The 18,285-nt window shown below is 65.2% G+C and carries 17 protein-coding genes, 1 other RNA gene and 1 pseudogene; 11 read left to right on the forward strand and 8 right to left on the reverse strand.

All coding sequences use genetic code 11. The annotated features are described in order from the left end of the window. The 4 genes and pseudogenes from BA190_RS04220 to BA190_RS04235 all read right to left on the reverse strand — a co-directional run. Window positions 1-302, reverse strand: a pseudogene (locus tag BA190_RS04220) (acetyl-CoA carboxylase carboxyl transferase subunit alpha); the annotation flags it as partial. A 135-nt stretch (window positions 303-437) separates the two neighbouring features. After that, window positions 438-1,226 carry an SDR family oxidoreductase gene (locus BA190_RS04225; protein ID WP_068283079.1) on the reverse strand — a complete coding sequence of 263 codons (789 nt, stop codon included), beginning with the start codon at window positions 1,224-1,226 and terminating at the stop codon, window positions 438-440. After that, window positions 1,223-1,711, reverse strand: a complete 489-nt coding sequence (locus tag BA190_RS04230; protein WP_068283081.1) for a TerB family tellurite resistance protein — start codon at window positions 1,709-1,711, stop codon at window positions 1,223-1,225. The genes BA190_RS04225 and BA190_RS04230 overlap by 4 nt, the downstream gene beginning before the upstream one ends. 296 nt (window positions 1,712-2,007) lie before the next feature. Further along, window positions 2,008-3,075, reverse strand: a complete 1,068-nt coding sequence (locus BA190_RS04235) for a DUF4167 domain-containing protein (protein WP_068283083.1) — start codon at window positions 3,073-3,075, stop codon at window positions 2,008-2,010. 491 nt (window positions 3,076-3,566) lie between these two features. On the opposite strand from BA190_RS04235, the gene ffs reads away from it, so the two are divergent. The 3 genes from ffs (at window position 3,567) to BA190_RS04250 (ending at window position 5,854) form a co-directional block, all read left to right on the forward strand. Continuing rightward, window positions 3,567-3,664, forward strand: an RNA gene (gene ffs / locus BA190_RS04240) — signal recognition particle sRNA small type. A 52-nt stretch (window positions 3,665-3,716) separates the two neighbouring features. Further along, the gene (locus BA190_RS04245; protein WP_068283085.1) at window positions 3,717-5,510 is read left to right on the forward strand and encodes a DNA polymerase III subunit gamma/tau; all 1,794 of its coding nucleotides are present in this window, start codon (window positions 3,717-3,719) and stop codon (window positions 5,508-5,510) included. A 20-nt stretch (window positions 5,511-5,530) separates the two neighbouring features. After that, a complete protein-coding gene (locus BA190_RS04250; RefSeq protein WP_068283087.1) occupies window positions 5,531-5,854 on the forward strand; it encodes a YbaB/EbfC family nucleoid-associated protein in 324 nt (107 codons plus the stop codon). Between the two features lie 94 nt (window positions 5,855-5,948). On the opposite strand, the gene BA190_RS04255 is transcribed toward BA190_RS04250, so the two are convergent. Continuing rightward, a complete protein-coding gene (locus BA190_RS04255) occupies window positions 5,949-6,404 on the reverse strand; it encodes a carboxymuconolactone decarboxylase family protein (RefSeq protein WP_068283088.1) in 456 nt (151 codons plus the stop codon). Window position 6,405: 1 nt separating this feature from the next. After that, on the reverse strand, window positions 6,406-6,834 hold the full coding sequence (locus tag BA190_RS04260; RefSeq protein ID WP_371260288.1) for a cupin domain-containing protein: 429 nt from the start codon (window positions 6,832-6,834) through the stop codon (window positions 6,406-6,408). Window positions 6,835-6,931: 97 nt separating this feature from the next. Here BA190_RS04260 and BA190_RS04265 point away from each other — a divergent pair, with 97 nt between their 5' ends. From BA190_RS04265 to BA190_RS04280, 4 genes are all read left to right on the forward strand, one after another. Further along, on the forward strand, window positions 6,932-8,344 hold the full coding sequence (locus BA190_RS04265; RefSeq protein WP_068283094.1) for a PLP-dependent aminotransferase family protein: 1,413 nt from the start codon (window positions 6,932-6,934) through the stop codon (window positions 8,342-8,344). Window positions 8,345-8,542: 198 nt separating this feature from the next. Beyond that, window positions 8,543-10,438 (forward strand): sigma-54-dependent Fis family transcriptional regulator, encoded by a 1,896-nt coding sequence (locus BA190_RS04270; protein WP_068283097.1) that lies wholly within the window; start codon window positions 8,543-8,545, stop codon window positions 10,436-10,438. 162 nt (window positions 10,439-10,600) lie between these two features. Beyond that, the gene (locus tag BA190_RS04275) at window positions 10,601-11,674 is read left to right on the forward strand and encodes a 2,3-butanediol dehydrogenase (protein WP_068283100.1); all 1,074 of its coding nucleotides are present in this window, start codon (window positions 10,601-10,603) and stop codon (window positions 11,672-11,674) included. A 107-nt stretch (window positions 11,675-11,781) separates the two neighbouring features. Continuing rightward, complete coding sequence (locus BA190_RS04280) at window positions 11,782-13,584, forward strand: NAD(P)/FAD-dependent oxidoreductase (RefSeq protein ID WP_068283103.1); 1,803 nt, start codon at window positions 11,782-11,784, stop codon at window positions 13,582-13,584. A gap of 76 nt (window positions 13,585-13,660) precedes the next feature. Here BA190_RS04280 and BA190_RS04285 read toward each other — a convergent pair whose 3' ends face one another. Then, window positions 13,661-14,746, reverse strand: coding sequence for an HPP family protein (locus BA190_RS04285; protein WP_068283106.1), 1,086 nt, complete (start codon window positions 14,744-14,746; stop codon window positions 13,661-13,663). A 300-nt stretch (window positions 14,747-15,046) separates the two neighbouring features. On the opposite strand from BA190_RS04285, the gene recR reads away from it, so the two are divergent. The 4 genes from recR (at window position 15,047) to BA190_RS04305 (ending at window position 17,721) form a co-directional block, all read left to right on the forward strand. Next, entirely contained in the window at window positions 15,047-15,649 is a 603-nt protein-coding gene (gene recR, locus BA190_RS04290) for a recombination mediator RecR (protein ID WP_068283109.1), read from the forward strand. An 88-nt stretch (window positions 15,650-15,737) separates the two neighbouring features. Continuing rightward, window positions 15,738-16,040, forward strand: a complete 303-nt coding sequence (locus tag BA190_RS04295) for a virulence factor (RefSeq protein ID WP_068283113.1) — start codon at window positions 15,738-15,740, stop codon at window positions 16,038-16,040. A gap of 26 nt (window positions 16,041-16,066) precedes the next feature. Next, complete coding sequence (locus BA190_RS04300; RefSeq protein ID WP_068283116.1) at window positions 16,067-16,672, forward strand: methylenetetrahydrofolate reductase C-terminal domain-containing protein; 606 nt, start codon at window positions 16,067-16,069, stop codon at window positions 16,670-16,672. Then, window positions 16,669-17,721 carry a methylenetetrahydrofolate reductase gene (locus BA190_RS04305; protein ID WP_068283119.1) on the forward strand — a complete coding sequence of 351 codons (1,053 nt, stop codon included), beginning with the start codon at window positions 16,669-16,671 and terminating at the stop codon, window positions 17,719-17,721. Before BA190_RS04300 ends, BA190_RS04305 begins: the two co-directional genes overlap by 4 nt. Window positions 17,722-17,763: 42 nt before the next feature. Here BA190_RS04305 and BA190_RS04310 read toward each other — a convergent pair whose 3' ends face one another. Further along, window positions 17,764-18,147, reverse strand: a complete 384-nt coding sequence (locus BA190_RS04310; protein WP_068283121.1) for a VOC family protein — start codon at window positions 18,145-18,147, stop codon at window positions 17,764-17,766. Window positions 18,148-18,285: the final 138 nt, after the last annotated feature.

Below are 18,285 nucleotides of genomic sequence, written 5' to 3' on the forward strand. Positions count from 1 at the left end.
CCGCCGATGATGGCCTCGTCGTCGCCGAACTTGCGGTCGCCAGCAAGCGGCGTGAAATCCTCGATCAGGGCCGCGATATAGTCATTGGCATGCGGGCGCTCGGGGTGGCGGGCCACCAGGGTCTTCTGCCAGGGTGTGAGCTGGGCATAGAGGTCGCGCAGCGCCTGGTTCGCCTTGGCCTCCAGCCGCTGGATCTCGTCCCCGATCGCCACTGCGTCACCCGACTCCCCCATCGCGCGCAGTTCCTCGACTTTGGCCTCGAGCTCGGCCACTGGTTTTTCAAAATCGAGATAGCTGCGCATGGGTGTCCAAATGACGACGAAAGGAGCCGGAAACTGGCGTCTCACGCCAGGGAAGTCAAGGAAGGGTTTCGCATATCTCCCCTTCGCACAGACCGTTCACCGCTTCATGACGAAGCGCTCCCTGGGCGAAAGGCACTATTTCTGCCGCCTCTGCCGCTGGGCGCGGGCGAGGATCGGCAGCACCATCCTCGTCGGCAGGACCGATAGGATGGCAACCATCAACCTCGGGATCATGCCCGGCACCACCACGGTACGACGTCCGAAATAGCCGGCGAGTCCGATATGGGCAACATCCTTTGCCGAAAGCGGGCGCGTGATGGCGATGACACCCGACTTGCCGAACCCCGCCCGGGCGCCGAAGCGGGTCGGCACAGGACCGGGACAGAGAGCGCAGACACGGATGCCGCTCTCCCGTTCCTCGAAAGCCAGCGCCCGCGTCAGCGACAGCACGAAAGCCTTGCTGGCATAATAGACGGCAAGGCCAGGCCCCGGCGTGAAGCCGGCAACCGAGGCGACATTGAGCACGCCGCCCTCGTTCTCGCGGATCTCGGGCAGGAAGGCGAGCGTCAGCGCCAGCAAGGCGCGGCAATTGAGATCGACCATGCCGACCTGGCCGGATACCGGCAGATCCGCCATGTCGCCCGCCAGGCCGAAGCCGGCATTGTTGACCAGATGCCGCACGCTGAGGTCCTGGTCACGCAACACGGCCTTGACGACCTCGGCTGCATCGGCGCGCTCGAGATCCATGGCAGCAACCGCCACGAAACGCCCCGTGGCTGTCGCGATCTCACTTTGGACGCGCAGCAATTCGCTCTGCGTCCGGGCGATCAGCATGAGGTCCTCGCCCTGTTCGGCCAGGGCGTGGGCCAGTGCTTCGCCGATGCCGCTCGATGCGCCCGTGACCAAGGCGACCGGACGGCTCACTCGCCGGCTTCCGGCAGGAGCACGTTGTTCTGGGCGGCGGCCTTGCTGCGGATCGTGGTGCGCGCGGTTGCCGGGACGTCAAGAGCCTCGGCGACGCGCCAGACGAGATTGTCCTCGAACTCGTGCAGGACGCCATCGGCGAATACGATCTCCCACATCATTTCGACGATGCGCTGGCGCCCATCGACATTGTAGGCGCGCTTCACCACGCCGGTGAAATCGTTGAAATCGAGGGCATCGCGATTGCGCTCTCCCGCCGCCGCCAGCAGGGCACGGGTCTCGTCCTCGTCAAGCGAAAAGCGCTCCTGCAGCAGTGCGGCCACACGCGTCTTCTCGGCCGGACTCTCGACCCCGTCCACATTCATGGCATAGACGAGCAGCCCGGCGGCGGCGACGCGGTGGTCGGTCTCGTCGAAGACGTAGCGTGGCCTGGCCGGCCCACCCGGCGCAAAACTGCGTATCAACTTTTGCAAGCGAGCCAACATTGCAACATCCCGCCTCAGAACCACAACCGTGCAGACCGCGCGTTCGGGGCTGAACGCGCCTTGCCCCAACTCTTCATCTCGACGCGTCTTTGCGCTTCCCGGCGATTCCGTCAAACGGCAAAGACCGTTTCCTGCGCTGGTTCCGCCCATGCCCGCCCGGCATTACCCAGGAGGCGATAAATAGAACCTGAGTTCAATATGCGGGGGCCGTGCATGAGTTCAACCCGTCGACAATAAAAAAGCCGGCGGCCCCGCAGGGCCGCCGGCTGATCAGGTAAAACCGATCGATTTAGCGCCTATTCGCTCGCGGTTTCCGCGCTCGCCTCAGCCGTTTCACTTGCAGCGGCAGCCTTCTTCGAGACACGGCGCTTGCGCGGACGCGGAGCAGCCGCAGCTTCGGCCTCCGCTTCCACCACTACGGGAGCGGCAGTGGGGGCCGCCTCTACCGGTGCGGCAACAGCCTGAACTGGCACCGGGGCAGGTGCCGGAGCAGCCGTAGCTAGCGCCGGCGTGCCGGTGATGAAGGAAGGCAAGGTGGAAAGGGCATGATCGTCATGCAGATCCGGCTGGGGCTGGTCGACCGGAACCACCGGTGCCGGCTGGAACGCGCCCCGTTCGCCCTGCCCGCGCTCGCTGAAGAGCGGCCCGTCGCCGGCATTGGCGCGGTCACGGAAGGGACGATCGCCACGATCGCCGAAACGGCGGTCACGACGGCCATGACGCTGATTGAAGCGCGGCTCGCCGCCGCCCTCGCCCTCGGCCGCCTGGCCATTGGCTTGTCCGTCAAACTGACGATCGCGCTGGCGATCCTCGCGGTAGGGCCGGTCCTCCCGGGACTGCCTGTCTTCGCGCGGCTGGCGTTCCTCACGCGGGCCGCGCTCGCCGTTGAAACGGTCATTGCGGTCACGGAAGCGGTGCTCACGCTCGCGATAAGGCTGGCCGCCTTCACTGCGCTCGCCGAAATTGCGGTCACGTCCCGGCTGCACCAGGCGCGGCTGCTCGTCGAAGCCCTGGGAGCCGCCGAACTGATTCGCCGGCGTACCGAAGCCCTGCGGCATCGAGGGGATCGGGCCATCGAAATCGGCATCGTCACCATCTTCCTCATCCTCGGCACCATGGCCGAAGGTCTGGTCGCTGGTGAACTGCGGCTGGGCCGCCGCGATAATGCGGAAATAGTGCTCGGCGTGCTGCAGATAGGACTCGGCCAGGATCGGGTCGCCGGAGGATTGGGCATCGCGCGCCAGCTGAACGTATTTTTCAGCGATATGGGCGGCGGTTCCACGAACCTTCACGTCGGGGCCGTTCGACTCATAGCTCCGGCTCAGCGGGTTCGGACCCTTGCCGCCGCGTGAACGGCCACGCATACGCTTTTGCTGTCCCTGCCTCATAGATTGATCTCATTCTCCGCTATAAACATGCGCAATCTCGCGAAGCGACAGCGAACCTTCGTCATGGCCATTGCATCACATCAGTCAATGCACGGGTCAGGAAAACCATGGTTCCGCCTGCGTCGGGCGCAGCAGCACACTCCGGCAGATCGCCACCTTGGCTCTTGATACCGGAATAGGCATTTCCATCGTTAGGGCGAACGAGCGCTTCGCTCGATGTTCGACTAAAAGTGCATCTGCACTAGAGCCGGCTCGTACTATCGACGCCAGCCCCGAACGATTTGTGTATCTCTAGATAGTCGCTCGCGCGGCAAAGTCCAAGCCCTTTTTAAAAGGCCCAAGTCTTTTTTCAAAAAAATCTTGGCGCTTTTTACAGGAAATATGCCGCCCAATCGAGATTTTGCGGCCTGTGAGGTTTTTTGGCACCTCCGCTTGTCATTCGCGCGCCGATGGCCCATATACGCGGCGGGAGGTTGGCGGTGGACGCAACACTCGCCAACCGGGTCAGGTCCGGAAGGAAGCAGCCCCAACGAGACCGCTGCGGGTCTTCGTCCAACCTCCTACCTCAGGAACGGCGGATCGCACAGGTGGCCCCTTCGAGGGATTCGGGGGAATTGATGGAAGACGCGAACACGACGCCCTCCGATACCCAGCCCTATCGCGTTCTCGCCCGCAAATACCGTCCCCAGACCTTCGACGACCTGATCGGCCAGGATGCGATGGTGCGCACCCTGTCCAACGCCTTCGAGACGGGCCGCATCCACCAGGCCTATATGCTCACGGGCGTGCGCGGTGTTGGCAAGACCACCACGGCGCGTATCCTGGCACGCGGGCTCAATTACGAGCCGCCGGAGGGCGGCGGCAAGCCGACTATCAACATGCCGGGCCTCGGCCGACACTGCCAGGCCATCATCGACAGCCGCCACATCGACGTGATGGAGCTCGATGCCGCCTCCCATAACGGCATCGAGAACATTCGCGAGATCACCGACGGCGTGCGCTACGCTCCGGTCTCGGCGCGCTTCAAGGTCCTCATCATGGACGAAGTCCATATGGTGACCACGCAGGCCTTCAACGCCCTTTTAAAGACGCTGGAAGAGCCGCCGCCGCATGTGAAGTTCATCTTCGCCACCACCGAGATCCGCAAGGTCCCGATCACCATCCTGTCGCGTTGCCAGCGCTTCGACCTCAGGCGCGTCGACAGCGGCCTGCTCGCCCGCCATCTCGGCGCGATCTGCGAAAAGGAAAGCGTTTCGATCGACGCGGCCGCCCTGGCGATGATCGCGCGGGCCGCCGAGGGCTCGGTGCGCGACTCGCTGTCCCTGCTCGACCAGGCCATCGCCCATGGTGGCGGCACGATCGACGGCGAGAGCGTGCGTGCCATGCTCGGCCTTGCCGATCGCTCGCGGGTGATCGATCTGTTCGAGGCGATCATGCGCGGCGACGCCGCTTCGGCCCTCGACGAACTGCGCGCCCAATACGACCAGGGCGCCGATCCAGCGGTGGTGCTGTCGGAACTGGCCGAATTCACCCATTTCGTCACGCGTGTGAAGATTTCGCCGGCTGCCGCCAACGATCCTTCGGCCACCGAAATCGAGAAGGTGCGCGGCTCCGAGCTCGCCGGCAAGCTCTCGATCAAGGTGCTGACGCGCCAGTGGCAGATGCTGCTCAAGGGCATTCCCGAGACCCAGACCGCCGCCAAGCCGCTGGCCGCTGCCGACATGGTGCTGGCGCGCCTGTGCTATGCGGCCGACCTGCCTTCGCCGGACGATCTCATCCGCCAGCTCGGCGAGAACGGCGGCGCCCTGCCCTCGCGCGGGCCTGCCTCGCCGCCGCCGGCGTCCCCTCCGGCAGCGCCGCGGGCCCAGCTGATCACGGCCGCCACCCAGGCCCGGTTCCAGCCGCAACCCCAGCGTACCCCGATGCCGGAGCCGGCCTCGGCAGCGCAGCCGGGCCGCGCGCTCGCCAGCTTCGCCGAGATCGTCGCCCTTGCGATGGAAAAGCGCGACCTGCCGCTGAAACTGGCGCTGGAGCGTTTCGTTCGCCTGGTTGCCTTCGCCGACGGCCGCCTCGACATCGCCCTCGAGCCTGGTTCGCCCCAGGGCCTGGTCAACGATCTCTCGCGCAAATTGTCGGACTGGACCAGCAAGCGCTGGCTGGTGGTGCTGTCGTCGGAAAAGGGCGAAGCGACCTTGCGCGAGCTCGCCGAAGCCCGGCAGGCGGCCGTGCTCTCGGGCATCCGCGCCGATCCTTTCGTGCGGGCCGTGATGGAACGCTTTCCCGGCGCCGAGATCGTCGACATCCGGGACAACGCCCCGGTCGAGACGCAGTCCCTGCCGCCGGCACCCGATGATGGCGGCGATCCCGATGATGCAGACGAGGCCGCGTCCTACTCGGCCGACGATATCTGAACACAGGAACAGGAGCTCCCATGAAAGACGTGATGGGCATGATGAAGCAGGTGCAGGCCATGCAGGCCAAGATGCAGACCCTGCAGGCCGAACTGGAACAGACCGAAGTCGAGGGCGTGGCCGGCGGCGGTCTGGTCAAGGTGCGCCTCACCGCCAAGGGCGAGATGAAGGGCGTCGACATCGACGCATCGCTGCTCAAGGCCGAGGAAAAAGAAATCGTCGAGGATCTCGTCCTCGCCGCCCACAACGACGCACGCGGCCGGGCTGATCGCCTGACCCAGGAAAAGATGGGCTCGATCACGGCCGGCCTGCCCATCCCACCCGGCATGAAGCTGCCGTTCTGAGGCGTGCCCGGACGCCGGTGCCTTCGCAGCGCGACCCTAGCTTTCAAGCAAACGGCGACGCATCGCGTCGCCGTTTTCACATAATGTTCCGGCGTCAGGCAGCCGCCTTCACCGCGGCCGGCGTGTTGCGGAAGCTGATGGCCAGGCGGTTATAGGCGTTCATCAGGCCGATCGCGATGGTGAGGTCGGCCACTTCCTTTTCGGAAAACACCGCCCGTACGGCCTCGAATTCCGCGTCGGGCACGACGGTCTCGGCCACCCTGGTCACCGTCTCCGCCCAGCGCAATGCCGCCTTCTCCTGCTCGTTGAACAGGGCGCCGGCCTCATGCCAGACCGACACCAGCACCAGCTTCTCCTGGGGCAGGCCATCCTTGGTCAAGTCGCGCGAATGCATGTCGATGCAATAGGCGCAGCCATTGATCAGCGAGATCCTGAGATAGACCAGATTGACCAACATGCGGGGCAGGCTCTGGCTGACATAGCCATAGACGCCACCAAGGGCCTTCATGCCGGCGGGAGCGGCAGCGTTGTAGTCGAGACGCGGGGCCATTTCATTTCTCCTGATCATAGACGGTGAGGTTGCGGTCACCGGTATCGGCGACGAAGACGGCAAGCAGCGAGGCGGGCCTGGTCTTGCTGGCGTTCTCGCTGACCTGATGGTGGGCTCCCGGCTCCTCGAACCAGCTCTCGCCGGCGCGATAGACCTTGACCGGCCCGCCATTCACCTGGCTGCGGATCGAGCCCGACAGCACATAGGCAAAGACAAAGGCCGTCCTGGAGTGGGTATGCGCGGGCGACTTGCCGCCGGGAGCATAGCGCACGAGGACACTGGTCATGGTCTTGCCAGGCACGTTGGGCAATGCCTGCTCGAACACGGGCGCCGCGCTGGCCCCACCGGACTTGGATTGCGGCGAATGGGCGAGCACTGGGGTGACGGCGAGGGCAATGCCCATACCGAGCAGAAAGGCTTTGGAAATCATCATCTTGGTTCCTGTCTTGTGATGACCGGAACATCGCTCTCTTTCGGCCCATAAAAAAGCACCAAGAACTGCAGGAAATACTGTACCGTCCGGACGCATGAACGAGCCTTTCAAGATCAGCATCGATCGCGCCGCCCCGGCTCCGCTGGCCGTGCAGATCCATCGCAGCATCGCTACCGCCATTCTCGACGGCCGGCTGGCCAATAGCGTGCGGCTGCCGTCCTGGCGCGATCTCGCGGCCCAGCTCGGCGTCGCCCGCGGCACGGTGCGCGTGGCCTATGAAAAGCTCGCCGACGAGCAATTGATCGCCGGCATGGGAGCAGCCGGCACGCGCGTGATCCACAAGGCAGGCCGCCCTCAGGCGGTGGACAGGCTGCCGGAAGCCACGCCCCTGCCGGCCCTCTTTCCCGATTTCGAGCGTCCGCCCGCCACCTTCCAGATGGGCGTGCCGGCGCAGGATGCCTTTCCCTTTTCGCTATGGTCGCGCATCATGGCGCGCAGCGCCCGTGCCGCCGCCGCGGCGGCGGTGAGCTATCCCGACCCGCGCGGCCATGTCGAGCTCCGGCGCGAGATGGCCGCCTATCTCGCCCTGGCGCGCGGCATCCAGTGCGAGCCGGGCCAGATCCTGGTGACATCGGGCTATGCCGGCGCCCTTGGCCTCATCCTGCGCGCCCTCGGGCTCGACGGTCGCCAGGCCTGGCTCGAGGACCCCGCCTTCATCCTGACCCGCCTCGCCCTGGAACAGGCCCGGGTCGCGGTCACGCCGGTCCCGGTCGATCGGGACGGCATCGACGTCGCCGCCGGCATTCGCCTCGCGCCCGACGCCGCCTTTGCAGTGGTCACCCCGGGCCAGCAGTCGCCTCTCGGCGTCACCTTGTCGCTCGAACGGCGCCGCGCCTTGCTCGATTGGGCGCAGGCCCGCCAGGCCTGGATCATCGAGGACGATTATCTCAGCGAATTGCAATTGAGGGGACGGGCGGCCCCTGCCCTCGCCTCGCTCGACCGCCAGGGGCGGGTCCTGCATGCCGGCACCTTCAGCAAGACCATTACCCCGGCGCTTCGCCTAGGTTTCCTGGTGGTGCCGCCGCAACTGGCCGCCCGTTTCGGCGACGTCGCCGCCGCTCTCGCACCGGCACCGGCGGCCTCGATCCAGCGGGCCGTGGCGATCTTCCTGGCCGAGGGCCATTATCTGCGCCATCTGCGGCGGATGAAACGCCTCTACGCCACCCGGGGCGACGCCCTCGCCGCCTGTCTCGCCGCGCGCATCGGCCCCGGCATGAAGGTGCATGCCAATGGCGGTCTCGCCGTCCGGCTCGAACTCCCTGACGGGACGGATGATGTCGCCGTTTCCCGACAGGCCCTGCCTTTCGGGCTCGCGCCCGTGCCGCTCTCGCCCTGGTACGCCAGCGGGTGCCGGACGGGCCTGTTGCTGGGCATCACCAATGTCGATCCCAAGCGTATCGCCACCGATTGCGACCGCCTGCTGGCGCTGGTCGCAGCCCATGGCTGAACGCGAGGGCGCCAAGATGGTTTACATTCGCCGGCACTAGTGCACACTGCAAAGCCTGCGGCCTCCGAGGTAGCGAAGCCGCGGGGAGGAATTCGATCGAGCTGGCGCGTTCCATGCGAGATCCAAACAAGACGACATGGTTTCCGATCCGGATGGATCAAGAGACCCATTCCCAAGGGAGGCTGGCCGCACCTTCTCATGGCTTCGCATGTCGATCATATCCGCGAGATCGAAAGCGTCGGCCTGGGCGCGGCAACCATCCGCGACGCCACGGTGGTGCAAAGCTGGCTGCGCTGCATCAACAAGCACCGATTGGACCCGGCCCAGGCCTGCGAGGCCTATATCGTGCCGGATACCCAGTTGCGCGAGCATCGCCAGCAATCGGAAGAACTGATCGCGATCGCCCGCTCGGGCCTCGAAAGCCTGTTCCGCCAGGTGGCGGGACAGAACTATGTGCTGCTGCTCTCCGACAGGGCCGGCGTGACCGTGGATTTCTACGGCGACCCGCTGTTCGACAACAATCTGCGCAAGGCCGGCCTCTATATGGGGTCGGAATGGTCTGAGTCGCGGGCCGGCACCTGCGCCGTCGGTGCCTGCATCGAGGCCGGCGAGGCCCTGACCATCCATCAGACCGACCATTTCGACAATACCCACACGCCGCTCTCCTGCACCGCCGCCCCGATATACGACATCCAGGGCGGGCTTTCGGCGGTGCTCGACATCTCCCTGCTCTCCTCGCCGATCAAGAAGGCCAGCCAGAACCTGGCACTGCATCTCGTCTCGGCCACGGTGCGGCGCATCGAGCTCGCCAATCTGATGGCGCAATCGAGCCGCGAATGGGTGCTGCGCTTCTCACGCTCCCCGGAATTTCTCGATGTCGACCCGGAAGCCGGCATCGCCATCGACGGTTCCGGCCGCATCATCGGCATGACCAATGGCGGCGCCAAGGTGCTGGCGCGCTCGGGCAATCTCGACTGGCGCGACCCGCAGGCCCTGATCGGCCAGCCCCTGTCACGCTTCTTCGACATGGACATCGACGACCTGCCCGATCTGACACGCCAGCATCGCCCGCAGGATCGCCTGGTCTTCGCACGCGACGGCAATGCCCTGTTCGCCCATGCCATCGAGCCCAATATCGCCGTGCGCTCGCCGGCAGGGGCACGCCACGACATTCCCGCCTCGCTACGCAATCTGAGCGGCGGCGACGGCCAGCTTGCCGCCTTGCAAGCCAAGGTCGCCAAGCTTGCGCCCCGGCCGGTCTCGATCCTCATCCAGGGCGAAACCGGCACGGGCAAGGAATATCTGGCCCGCGCCATCCATGAGGCGAGCGGTCGGACCGGCAAGTTCGTCGCGGTGAACTGTGCGGCGATCCCCGAGCCGCTGATCGAAAGCGAACTGTTCGGCCATCTGCCGGGCGCTTTCACCGGTGCTGCACCACGGGGACGGATCGGGCTGATCGAGGAGGCCAATGGCGGCACGCTCTTCCTCGACGAGATCGGCGACATGCCTTTGGCGCTCCAGAGCCGGTTCCTGCGGGTGTTGTCGGAACGGGAGCTGATGCCGGTGGGCGCTTCACGCGCCAAGCCGCTGGACATCAGGGTGGTCTCCGCCTCCAACCGGCCGCTCGAGGCGCTCGCCAGGGATGGCGGCTTTCGTGAGGACCTGCTCTACCGGCTCAATGCCGCGACGCTCGTGCTGCCCGCCTTGCGCGAGCGCTCCGATTTCGTCTGGCTGCTCGACAAGATCCTTGCCAAGCACCGCATGAACGGTGAGGCGCTGGCGGTTACACCGGCAGCGCTGCTCGCACTCAAGGCCCATCATTGGCCCGGCAATATCCGCGAACTCGACAATGTGGTCTCGGTGGCCGCGGTGCTCTGCCACAATGGCGTCATCGAGATGGGCGACCTGCCGGAAGCCCTCATGCGGCGGGCGCTGCCGCAGAGGAGCGAGGAGCCGCATACGCAAAGGGGCGCTCTCGAGGCCGTGCTCGCCAGTTGCAATTGGAACGTGTCACAGGCGGCTCGCAGCCTGGGCGTCGACCGCTCCACGGTGCATCGCCAGATCAAACGCCATGGCTTGAACCACCACAACTGACCTGTTGCAACAGCCTTGCCACAGCTGTGGCATCCGTTGCGCGCCGTGCAACGGTGATGCGCATCCAAGCGGCCTGAAACCGCGCCAGGCCGCAGCTTCTGCCAGTTGGCACGGCGATTGCTCTTCCTGCCCAACACCATGCAACAGGGGAGGAAGACAAGGATGAAGGCCCTGCGATTTCATGCCGCCAAGGATCTGCGGCTCGAAGAACTGCCCAAGCCGGGTCAACCGGCGCCCGGACAGGTTCTGATCCGCAATCGTTTCGTCGGCATCTGCGGCACGGATCTGCACGAATATGCCTATGGCCCCATCTTCATCCCGGTCGAACCGCATCCCTTCAGCGGGACGAGTGGCCCGCAGATCCTCGGCCATGAATTCGGCGGGGTGGTCGAGGCGGTCGGCGAAGGCGTCGAGGCGGTGAAGCCGGGTGATCGGGTCTCGGTACAGCCGCTGATCATGCCGCGTTCGGGCGATTATTTCGCCGATCGCGGCCTCTTCCACCTCAGCCCCCAGCTCGCCCTCGCCGGATTGAGCTGGGTCTCGGGCGGCATGGCCGATTATGCATTGCTCAACGACTACAATGTGCAGAAGATCCCCGACACGCTCAGCGACGAGGAAGCGGCGCTGGTCGAACCCAGCGCGGTGGCCGTCTATGCCTGCGACCGCGGCGGCGTCACCGCCGGCTCGAGCGTGTTGGTGACGGGCGCCGGCCCGATCGGCCTGCTCACCCTATTGGCGGCCCGGGCCGCCGGCGCGGCCCAGCTCTTCGTCTCCGACATCAACGACAAGCGCCTCGCCTTCGCCAAGGCGGCCCTGCCCGATCTCGTCACCATCAACCCCAAGCGTGACAATCCCGGCGAGGTCGTGCGCGATCTCAGCGAGGGCAAGGTCGGCTGCGACGTGGCGATCGAATGCGTGGGCAACGAGCATGCGCTCAAGGCCTGCCTCGACGCCGTGCGCAAACAGGGCGTGGTGGTGCAGACCGGGCTGCATCCGCACGAGAACCCGCTCGACTGGTTCCAGGTCACCTTCAAGGATGTCGATATTCGTGGTTCCTGGGCCTATCCCACCCATTACTGGCCGCGCGTCATCCGCCTGATCAGCTCCGGCCTGCTGCCGGCCAGCAAGGTCGTGACCCGCAAGATCACGCTCGACAGGGCCGTCACTGACGGCTTCGACGCCCTGCTCGACCCGGCCGGCGAACAGCTCAAGATCCTGATCGACCTGGCTCGATAACGCCGGATTGCGGCGGCCGGCTCGGAAACAAGGAGCTTCAGCAAACAAGCGTTCGTTCTCTGTCCGCAGCAACAATCTCGACCAACATAAAAAACGGAGGAAATACCATGCTCGATCAAAGCCCACAGGCCAAGGTGGACGCGGTTCTGGCCAAGTTCGAAAAGGCGCTCGCAAGCGGCGACATCGACGCCGCGGTCAATTTGTTTCAGGAAGATTGCTATTGGCGCGACCTGGTGACCTTCACCTGGAACCTCCGCACCCTGGAAGGACGCGATGCCATCGGCGAGATGCTGAAGACGCAGCTGGCCGCCATCAAGCCCAGCCATTTCCGCCAGGACGCCAACGAAGCCGCCAGCGATGGCAATGGCGTAACCGAGGGCTGGTTCGAGTTCGAGACGCAGGCGGCGCGTGGCTATGGCCATATCCGCCTGAAGAACGGCCTGATCTGGACGCTCCTCACCACCATGAGCGAATTGAAGGGCCATGAGGAACCCAAGGGCTTCCGCCGTCCTATGGGCGCCGAGCACGGCAGCGATCCCACGCGCAAGACCTGGAAGGAAAAGCGCGAATCCGAGGCCTCGGAACTCGGCTTCAGCGAGCAGCCTTATGTCGTCATCATCGGCGGCGGCCAGGGCGGTATCGCCCTCGGCGCCCGGCTGCGACAGCTCGGCGTGCCGACCATCATCATCGAGAAGAACGAGCGACCGGGCGACAGCTGGCGCAAGCGCTACAAGTCGCTCTGCCTGCACGACCCGGTCTGGTACGACCACCTGCCCTACATCCCCTTCCCCGACAATTGGCCGGTTTTCGCACCCAAGGACAAGATCGGCGACTGGCTGGAGATGTACACCAAGGTGATGGAGTTGAACTATTGGAGCTCCACCACCTGCAAATCCGCGAGCTTCGACGAGACGACCAAGGAATGGACCGTGATCGTCGAGCGGGACGGCCGCGAGATCACCTTGAAACCCAAACAGCTCGTGCTGGCCACCGGCATGTCCGGCAAGGCCAATGTGCCCAAGATCAAGGGCCAGGACGTCTTCAAGGGCGAGCAGCAGCATTCCTCCCGCCATCCCGGCCCGGACGCCTATCGCGGCAAGAAAGTGGTGGTGGTCGGCTCCAACAATTCGGCCCACGACATCTGCGCGGCCCTGTGGGAAGGCGGCGCCGACGTCACCATGCTGCAGCGCTCCTCCACCCATATCGTGAAATCGGACTCGCTGATGGAGATCGGGCTCGGCGACCTCTATTCGGAGCGCGCGGTGGCCGCCGGCATGACCACCCGCAAGGCCGATCTGATCTTCGCCTCGCTGCCCTATCGCATCCTGCATGAGTTCCAGGTGCCGGTGTACAACAAGATCCGCGAGAAGGACGCCGAGTTCTACAAGAGGCTGGAGAAGGCCGGCTTCATGCTCGATTTCGGCGACGACGATTCCGGCCTGTTCATGAAATATCTGCGCCGCGGTTCCGGCTACTACATCGATGTGGGCGCCTGCGACCTGGTGGCGGATGGCCGGATCAAGCTGGTCAGCGGCGTCGGCATCCGCGAATTGAACGAAACCGGCGTCGTGCTGGAGGATGGCCGCGAACTGCCGGCCGATCTCATCGTCTATGCCACCGGCTACGGTTCGATGAACGGCTGGGCTGCCGACCTGATCTCCAAGGACGTGGCCGACAAGGTCGGCAAATGCTGGGGACTGGGCTCTGATACCACCAAGGATCCCGGGCCCTGGGAAGGCGAGCAGCGCAACATGTGGAAACCCACCCAGCAGGAAGCCCTATGGTTCCATGGCGGCAATCTGCACCAGTCGCGCCATTACTCGCTCTACCTCTCCCTGCAGCTCAAGGCGCGCAAGGAGGCGATCCCGACACCGGTCTACAAGATCCAGGAACGCCATCATCTGTCTTGAGATCGGTGCCGCATTGTCGCGATAGATGATGGAACATCAGGGGTGGCCACAAGCCGCCCCTTTCTTGCGAAGGGCGCTATTGCCCCCAACCCTCCCGGGCCGACAGGCTCGACAGGGCGGCGAGCAGATCGGTCTGGGTGACGAGACCGGCAATATGCTTGTCGTCATCGACGATGACCACGGCATGGGTGGTGCCGTTGGTCAGGGCCGGGATCAGGCCGAGCGCGGGTGCTCCCGGCGTGGACAGGGTCGGAAGCGTCATGACGTCGCCGACCTGCTTCACCGGACCGGCGAGATCGCGCAGGCCCACCGTGCCCACCACGCGTTCGTGGAAGTCGACGACCGGCAAGGTACGGACATTATGCTCGAGCAACAGCTTGATCGCCGTCTCGGCGCTGGCTTCGGGCTCGATGGTGACGATATCGCGCGACATGATGTCGGCACAGGTCAGTTCGGCATGGGAGCGCGACAGCGCCCGCTGCTCGACCCGCCGCAGCAGACGGTCGAGGTCCTGCCGGTCGATGTCGAAGGTTTCGCCGAGATCGGTCAGCGCTCCCTCGATATCCTCGTCGCGGAAGCCGACCCGCAGGGAAGGGGCCGGGTCGGCGGTGCCATGCGTGCTGGCCGGCGCAGGCGCCGGTACATGCGGATAGGGATGGCGGGAGAAACGGTGGAACAGCCAGCCCAGCGCAACCAGCAATGCCGAGTTGAGGCAAACCGGCACCAAGGCAAAGCTGAAGCCGGCAGCGGCCACCGCGGGTCCGCCGATCACTGCCGTCAGGGCAGCGGCCCCGCCCGGCGGATGGAGGCAGCGCGTCAGCGACATCACCGCGATGGCAAGCCCGACCGCCAGGCCGATGGCCAGCATTGGCTCGTGCACGAACTGCATGACCGTGATGCCGCACAGGGCCGAGAGCGTATTGCCGCCTATGATCGACCAGGGCTGCGCCAGTGGACTGGCCGGCACGGCAAAGAGCAGCACGGCCGAGGCCCCGACGGGCGCGACGATGAAGGGCAGATGCGGATCGCGGCCGAAGACGAGCGTGCAGACCAGCCCGGTCAAGCCGATACCGACGATGGCGCCCAGGCTGGCAAACAGCCGGTCGCGCAATGTGGCTCCGGCCAGGATCGGCACGAACAGCTTGAAGGGAAGAAACGCCATAGCTTGACCCGGCAGACAGAACGGGCGGTCGGCCCGGCCGCGATATATCGCGAAGCGATAGGTGCTTAAAGCTTAGGCAGACACCATTCAAGGTACGAAAGGACGCAGCGAGGCTGTTCCCGGATGCGCGGACGTCACAGCGGCTTGCCTGCAGGCCGCGACATCCGCTCTTCCTTTCTGCAAACGCTATGTTTCCAAGAGCGGACGAGACGTCCGCGCACCCGGGGATCGAGGTGCAAAACCGGATCGCATCTGTACTCTCCCCTCGCACCAGCCCTGCAAATCACCTATCTCAGCAGCATGGCATCCGTCACCGGCCCCGAAATCGAACGCCTGATCCAGTTGCTCGCCCGTTTGCCGGGGCTCGGGCCGCGTTCGGCCCGGCGGGCGGCACTGACGCTGATCAAGAAGCGCGAACAATTGATGGTGCCGCTGTCCTCCGCCCTGCAGATCGCCTGCGAACGCGTGGTGGTCTGTTCGAATTGCGGCAATATCGACACCTCGGATCCCTGCACCCTATGTAGCGATCCCCGGCGCGAGAACACACTCTTGGTGGTGGTCGAGGATGTCGCCGACCTCTGGGCTCTGGAGCGGGCCGGCGTGGTCAATGCCCGCTACCACGTGCTCGGCGGCACGCTCTCGCCGCTCGACGGCGTCGGGCCGGAGGATCTCACCATCGACAGGCTGGTCGCGCGCGTCGCCGAAGGCGGTGTCACCGAAGTGATTCTCGCCCTCAACGCCACGGTCGACGGCCAGACCACAGCCCACTACGTCACCGACCTTCTGGCCCCAACAGGCGTCAAGGTGACGAAACTGGCGCATGGCGTGCCGGTCGGAGGCGAGCTTGACTATCTCGACGAGGGCACCCTGGCTGCCGCGATCCGGAGCCGGACGCCGTTCTAGACAGGAGCGCGGACATCCTGTCCGCTCTTCTCATAGCAATGCAATGTTTCCAAGAGCGGACAGGATGTCCGCGCTCCAAGGAGCCACCATGCCCCAGCTCATCGTCACCTATTGGCGCGACATTCCCACCATGGTGGTGGCCAAGCAGGGCCGCACCAGCGCCAAGCGCGAACTGAGCTCCCGCTTCGGCGAGGCCGTCGACATGGCGGCGATGCGTGGCGGTGCCGCCGGCACGGATGATTACCTCGCCGAATTCCATCGCAGCCCCCCGATCGAGTGCGGCGACGACCTGGAAGCGGAAGTTTCGGCGGCGGCGGCCAAGATCGAGGCGGAATACGACAAGGAACGATTGGCAGCTCTTGCCAAGAATGGCGGCAGAGAAAACCGCTGATCGCTCCAACGCGAGTTCCTTGAGACATGCGCACGCCCGCTGCCTTCGAAGCCACCGGAAAGCCACCGCGCGATGCGAAGAAATTCGCTTTGCGTTTCTGGGCCATCCGCCATTCCGCCGCGATGGAGCGGATCTATGACGGCGTCGAGTGGACGCTGGTCAAGCTCTCGCCCTTGTTCACGGCAATTGGCTGGGACAGGCTGGAAAAGCCGGTGGCCAAGGTGGAGAAGCTGGTCAAGTCGAACCTGTTCGACTGCAAGATGTGCGGCCAATGCGCCCTGTCCTCCACCGGCATGTCCTGTCCGATGAACTGCCCGAAGGGCCTGCGCAACGGCCCCTGCGGCGGCGTCAGGGCCAATGGCAATTGCGAGGTCTATGCCGACATGCCCTGCGTCTGGGTCAAGGCCTATGAGGGTTCGCGCAACATGGCCGGCGGCAGTGCGATCGAAGTGCCGCAGGGACCGGTCGATCACCGCCTGAAGGGGCAGTCCTCCTGGCTTTCCGTGGCCCGCGAGAAGTCGGGCTACAATGCCAGGATCGCGGCGGAGAAGGCGGCAGCGGCGGCCGCCGCCAAAGCCAAGGCTGCAGCAGCCAAGTCCAATGCTGTCGCCGCGAGCGGAGGCAAGCCATGACCAACGATACCAGGCGAGCCCATCCCGACGATTTCGGCCCGCATCCGGCCGCCCCCCTGCCCGAACTGCCCGGCCACAGCTCGCGCGGGCGCCTCGAGCGCGTTTTGCGCCGCGGCGAATTCGCCGTCACCGCCGAGCTCAACCCGCCCGATTCGGCCAATCCGGACGACGTGCTCGAGCGGGTGAAGCCGTTCGAGGGCTGGGTCGACGCCATCAACGCCACCGACGGGTCCGGCGCCAACTGCCACATGTCCTCGGTGGCAATCTGCGCCCTCTTGACCCGCGTCGGCTATTCGCCGGTGTTCCAGATCTCCTGCCGCGACTACAACCGCATCGCCATCCAGGGCAATGTCCTCGGCGCCGCGGCGCTGGGCGTGTGCAACGTGCTGTGCCTGTCGGGCGACGGCGTGCAGAGCGGCGACCATCCCGAGGCCAAGCCGGTCTTCGACCTCGATTCGACCGCCCTGCTCTCCACCATCCGCACCATGCGTGACGAGCAGCGTTTCCTGTCGGGCCGCAAGATCACCACCCCGCCTGCGGTGTTCATGGGCGCGGCGGCCAATCCCTTCGTGCCGCCCTATGATTTCCGCCCGATCAACCTGGCCAAGAAGATCCAGGCCGGGGCGCAATTCATCCAGACCCAATATTGCTTCGACATTCCCCTGCTCGAACGCTTCATGGCCCGCATCCGCGACATGGGCCTGCACGAGAAATGCTTCATCCTGGTCGGCGTCGGCCCGCTCGCCTCCGCCCGTACCGCCAAGTGGATGCGTTCCAACGTGCCCGGCGTGCATGTGCCCGACGACGTGATCAAGCGCCTGGAAGGCGCGCAGGATCAGAAGGAGGAAGGCAAGCGGCTGTGCATCGACATCATCCAGCAGGTCCGCGAGATCAAGGGCGTCGCCGGCGTGCATGTGATGGCCTACCGCCAGGAAGAATATGTCGCCGAGATCGTGCATGAATCCGGCGTGCTCGCCGGCCGCACGCCCTGGCGCCGCGACATGGAGCCAAGCCCGATCCCGCATGAGGAGATCGTGGCGGCGCAATAGAGGCGATCCCCTCCCCCCGCGGGGGAGGGTCAAGCGCGCTGCCTATTCCGGCGTTGAGAACACCCGCAGCCTGTGGCCGTCGGGATCGAGCATCACGAAGGTGCGGCCAAAATCGAGATTGACCGGCGTTTGCGCAACGCGCACATCGCGCGTTTCGAGCCATTTGCCATAGGCGGCGTCGACGGCAGCGGCATTCGCCACCTTGAAGCCGATCTCGACGCCGCCGGCCGGCGCACCCGGCGCGGGCTCTGCCGTGTGCTTCGACCACAGGCCGAACATCAGACCGGTTTCAAGGGCGAACAAAGCGAAGGTGGCCTGTGCCTCGATAGGCTCGAGGCCGAGCAGCTCGCGATAGAAGGCGGCGCTGCGCAGCGGGCTGTCGACCATCAGCAGGGCATAGCTGGACTTGAAGGCGGGAGCTGTCATTGTCTGGTTTCCTCGGTTGCGATGAGGAAAGACTAACGGCCAGCCCTGCCAGTTTTTGTCAGGAGTGAAGGGCTTACGGCTCGGCCTCTTTGGCAAAGATGATGGATCCAAGAAGCGGACGAGACGTCCGCGGTCCCA

Origin of the sequence: Labrys sp. WJW, from assembly GCF_001676615.1 — a bacterium.
Classification (GTDB): Bacteria; Pseudomonadota; Alphaproteobacteria; order Rhizobiales; family Labraceae; genus Labrys; species Labrys sedimenti.